Annotated in this window: 5 protein-coding genes; 3 read left to right on the top strand and 2 right to left on the bottom strand. The window is 67.0% G+C overall.

All coding sequences use genetic code 11. The annotated features are described in order from the left end of the window. Positions 1 to 818 (bottom strand): MBL fold metallo-hydrolase (locus DBV14_RS05425; RefSeq protein ID WP_148092430.1); only part of this gene is annotated, 818 nt, incomplete at its 3' end. Positions 819 to 916: 98 nt separating this feature from the next. Here DBV14_RS05425 and DBV14_RS05420 point away from each other — a divergent pair. Next, positions 917 to 1330 (top strand): DsrE family protein, encoded by a 414-nt coding sequence (locus tag DBV14_RS05420; RefSeq protein ID WP_124458169.1) that lies wholly within the window; start codon positions 917 to 919, stop codon positions 1328 to 1330. 73 nt (positions 1331 to 1403) lie between these two features. On the opposite strand, the gene DBV14_RS05415 is transcribed toward DBV14_RS05420, so the two are convergent. Beyond that, positions 1404 to 1730, bottom strand: coding sequence for a metalloregulator ArsR/SmtB family transcription factor (locus DBV14_RS05415; RefSeq protein ID WP_124458168.1), 327 nt, complete (start codon positions 1728 to 1730; stop codon positions 1404 to 1406). Positions 1731 to 2022: 292 nt separating this feature from the next. On the opposite strand from DBV14_RS05415, the gene DBV14_RS05410 reads away from it, so the two are divergent. Next, the gene (locus DBV14_RS05410) at positions 2023 to 3120 is read left to right on the top strand and encodes an efflux RND transporter periplasmic adaptor subunit (RefSeq protein ID WP_124458167.1); all 1098 of its coding nucleotides are present in this window, start codon (positions 2023 to 2025) and stop codon (positions 3118 to 3120) included. Further along, the coding region (locus DBV14_RS05405) for an efflux RND transporter permease subunit (protein WP_185545927.1) at positions 3117 to 4308 on the top strand (1192 nt) is incomplete at its 3' end. The genes DBV14_RS05410 and DBV14_RS05405, both read left to right, overlap by 4 nt.

Below are 4308 nucleotides of genomic sequence, written 5' to 3'. Positions count from 1 at the left end.
TCGCGCGTCTGCTGCAGGTCTTGCTTGGGCTCATCGGAGGCCGGTCCGTGGCCCGGCACGATGGTGCGCACGTCGAGCGACAGCAGCGTGTCGAGCGAGGCGATCCAGTGCCGGCTGTCGGCCGTGCCCACGTACGGAATGCGGTTGCGGAACACGATGTCGCCTGCGAACATCACCTTCTGCCGCGGCAGGTAGATGGCCAGGTCTTCGGGCGTGTGGGCCGGGCCGGCCGGCTGGATGACGAAGCGCGTGCCGCCGATGGTCATCTCGGTGCGGCCGTCGAGCCACACGTCGGCGGGCACGAGCTTCGTGGTCTCGTCGATCCACGGTGCGAGGTCCTTGCGCGAGGCTTCGAGCCGCAACCGCGCCGTGTCGGAGTTGAGGTAGTCCTTGCCGAGCGCGTGCGCGACAACTTGCGCGCCCAGCGCCTTGAACACCTGCAGGCCGTAGATGTGGTCTGCGTGATAGTGCGTGAGGATGACGTGGCTGATCGGCTTGGGCGTGATCTTGCGGATTTCCGCCACCATGCGCTCGGCCGCGGCGGGCGAGCCCAGCGCGTCGATCATCACCACGCTGTCTTGCGTGACGACGAAGCCGGCGTTGGAAATGAAGTTCTGGTTCTCCCGGGAGCCCAGCGCCGGAATGCCCTGCACGTAGTACACGTCGGGCGCCACGCGCAGCGGCTCGATGGCGGGCACGGCAAGGGCATTCGCCGTGGCCAGGCACGCGGCAACCAGCAGCGCGGCGCGTGCGGTGGCGCATGCAATGGCGCGGGCGCGGGCAGCGGCCTGCCGGCATCGAAGAAAAACCGGGAACATCGTGTGTCGTCTCCTGCGGGCCTGCGGGCTTGCCCGGCTGTACATATAAGCAGAAGATGATATTTTGCGAACAACGACAACATCCAGAGGGTTTCCCCATGAGACACGCATTCATCGCCTTCCTGCTCGCCATGTTCGCCCCGTTCGCGGGCGCGCAAGAGGTCAAGGTGGTCTACCACGTCAACACCGGCATCGAGAGCAGCGCGGCGGTGCTCGCCAACATCACCAACCACCTCAACGCGGACCCGAAGGCGAAGATCGTGGTGGTGACGCACGGCCCCGGCATCGACTTTCTCCTGAACGATGCCAAGGACAGCAAGGGCCGCGAGTTCAGCGGCCCGGTGAGCGCGCTGGCCGCGCGCGGCGTGGAGTTCAAGGTGTGCAACAACACGCTGACCACACGCAACATCGACGCGGGCAAGCTGCTGATGGAAACCAAGGTGGTGCCCTCGGGCGTGGCCGAAGTCGCGCGGCTGCAGGCGAAGGAAGGCTACGTGTACCTGAAGCCCTGAGGCCTGCCGAAGCCCTGAGGGCGCGGCGCCTTCACGCAGGGCGCCTGGCGGCAAGGGCCGCCTGTTCCCATTCCTATTCCTGCTCGATGGCGATCTGCACGCAGATGCTGCGGCACAGCGCCACCACGGTCTCGTTCGCGATGCTGTAGTAGATGCTCACGCCTTCGCGGCGCCGTGCCAGCACGCCGGCCTGGTAGAGCGTGTTCAGGTGCTGCGACATGTTGGGCTGCGTGGTGTCGATCTCGGCCAGCAGCTCGCTGACGTTCTTCTCGCCGTTGCACAGCTGGCTCACGATCTTCAGGCGCATCGGCGCGGCCATGGCGCGAAACAGGTCGGCGGCCATGTCGAAGACCTCGTCCTCGGTAACGGCCGTGGACTTCTTTCGGGGTTTGGTGGCCATGCTGAAAAGGTTCATGAGCAGGCCGCAATGTACATCGCCGCCCGCAACCCGGGCGATGCACCGCCAATGCGTGGTGGCATTTTTTTGAGGCGCCGCGCGTCACAAGCCGATGGGTTCGGCCGTCTTTCCCAGGTCAGCGGGATTCCCCCGCCCAACCACCTGGAGCACCCAGCATGCACAGCATCCATGAGATAGCCCTCGCCTATCGCGGGCATTGCCACGTCTTTCTCGACAGCCGTCCGGCCCGATTTAATAATCAAAGCACTTTCTTTGATAAAACAGCGGGTTGCGTATGAACAAACAATCGAGAGTCTGGCTGGGTGCCGGTCTTGCGGCAGTGGTGGTGGGGGGCGCCGGCTATGCGCTCACGGCCAGGTCCAAGCCCGCCGAAGGGGGCGGCATGCCGCCGTCCAAGGTCGCGGTGGCCACCGCCAGGCCGACTGAAATGGCACGCTTCCTGAGCGGCATCGGCACGCTCGAAGCCAACCGGCAGGTCGAGGTGCCGGCGGAAGCCGAAGGCCGCGTCGCGAAGATCCTGTTCACGCCCGGCAGCGAAGTGCGCGCCGGGCAATTGCTCGTGCAGTTGAACGATGCGCCCGAGCAGGGCGACCTCGAACGCCTGACGGCCCAGCGCGCCAACGCCAGGGCACTGCTGGAGCGCACGCGCCGGCTGGTGCCGCAGCAGGCCGCGACACAGGAACAACTGGAGCAGGCGCAGGCGGCCTTCGACCAGTCCAGCGGCGACCTGCGGCGCGCGCAGGCCATGCTGGAGCAGAAGCGCATCAAGGCGCCGTTCGACGGCGTGCTCGGCATCCGCAAGGTCAACCTCGGGCAGTTCGTGCGGGCCGGCGACGCGCTGGTGTCGCTCACCGATGCGCGCACGCTGTTCGCCAACCTCACGCTGCCCGAAACCGCGCTGCCGGTGCTCAAGCGCCAGCAGTCGGTGTCGTTGATGGTCGATGCGTATCCGGGCCGGGTCTTCCAGGCCAAACTCAGCACCATCGAGCCGCAGATCGGCAGCGACACGCGCACCGTGCGCCTGCAGGCCACGGTCGACAACGCCGACGGCGCGCTCACGCCCGGCATGTTCGTCAACGGCCGCGTCGCGCTGCCGGCACGCACCGGCGCCATCACGGTGCCCGAGACCGCCATCACCTACAGCACGCACGGCGACGCGGTCTTCGTGGTGCGCCCCGGCGACAAGGGCGGCTTCACGGCGCAGCAGGTGTTCGTGAAAGCCGGCGACCGGCAAGACGGACTGGTCGTCATCGAGCAGGGCCTGAAAGCCGGCGAGAAGGTCGTCACCTCGGGCCAGTTGCGCCTGTACAGCGGCGCCGCCGTGGTGCCGGCCGAGAAGGACACGCTGGCCCTGCAGGAGCCCAGGTCATGAAGTTCACCGACCTCTTCGTGCGCCGGCCCGTGCTGGCGCTGGTGGTGAGCACGCTCATTCTTCTGCTCGGCGCCCGCGCACTGGGCGACCTGCCGGTGCGCCAGTACCCGCTGACCGAAAGCACCACGCTCACCATCACCACGCAGTACCCCGGCGCCTCGCCGGAGCTGATGCAGGGCTTCGTCACGCAGCCGATTGCGCAGGCGGTGGCGACCATCGAGAACGTCGACTACCTCTCGTCGTCTTCCACGCTGGGCCGCAGCGTGATCAGCGTGCGCATGAAGCTCAATGCCGACGCCAACCAGGCGCTGACGCAGGCCATGGCGCAGGTCAGCCAGGTGAAGTACCGGCTGCCGGCCGAAGCCTTCGACCCCGTCATCCTCAAGTCGTCGGGCGAAGCCACTGCGGTGGCGTATGTCGGCTTCTCGAGCAAGACGATGCCGGTGCCGGCGCTCACCGACTACCTCTCGCGCGTGGTGCAGCCGCAGTTCGCGTCCATTCCCGGCGTGTCGGGCGTGGAGGTGTCGGGCGGCCAGACGCTGGCGATGCGCGTGTGGCTCGATCCCAACCGCATGGCGGCGCGCGGCATCTCGGCCGGCGAGCTGGCCGACGCACTGCGGCAGAACAACGTGCAGGCCGCACCGGGGCAGGTGAAGGGCCTGTACGTGGTGTCGAACATCCGCGTGAACACCGACCTGGTGAGCGTGGCCGAGTTCCGCGACATGGTCATCAAGCGCGAGGGCGACGCCATCGTGCGCCTGGGCGATGTGGCCACCGTGGAACTGGGCGCGGCCAGTGCCGACAGCAGCGCGACGATGGACGGCGACAAAGCCATCTACCTGGGCCTGCAGGCGGCGCCCAACGGCAACCCGTTGGTGATCGTGAAGCGCATTCGCGACCTGCTGCCTGGCATCAAGCAGAACCTGCCACCGGGCGTGGACGTGCAACTGCCCTTCGAGCTGGCGCGCTTCATCGAGGCCTCCATCGACGAGGTGCAGAAGACACTGCTCGAAGCCATTGCCATCGTGGTGGTGGTGATCTTCCTGTGCCTGGGCTCGATGCGCGCGGTGCTGATTCCGGTGGTGACGATTCCGCTGTCGATGCTGGGCGCCGCCGCGCTGATGCTGCTGTTCGGCTTCAGCATCAACCTGCTGACCTTGCTGGCCATGGTGCTGGCCATCGGGCTGG

This window comes from Variovorax sp. KBW07 (assembly GCF_003852515.1).
Taxonomy (GTDB): domain Bacteria; phylum Pseudomonadota; class Gammaproteobacteria; order Burkholderiales; family Burkholderiaceae_C; genus Variovorax.
Note: the sequence above shows the minus strand (reverse complement) of the source record. Positions and strands in the feature narration are given on the sequence as shown.

Excerpts from the sequence above, each read along its gene's own strand:
- DBV14_RS05420 (WP_124458169.1), top strand. The coding sequence starts at position 917 with ATGAGACACGCATTCATCGCCTTCCTGCTCGCCATGTTCGCCCCGTTC.
- DBV14_RS05415 (WP_124458168.1), bottom strand. The coding sequence starts at position 1,730 with ATGGCCACCAAACCCCGAAAGAAGTCCACGGCCGTTACCGAGGACGAG.
- DBV14_RS05410 (WP_124458167.1), top strand. The coding sequence starts at position 2,023 with ATGAACAAACAATCGAGAGTCTGGCTGGGTGCCGGTCTTGCGGCAGTG.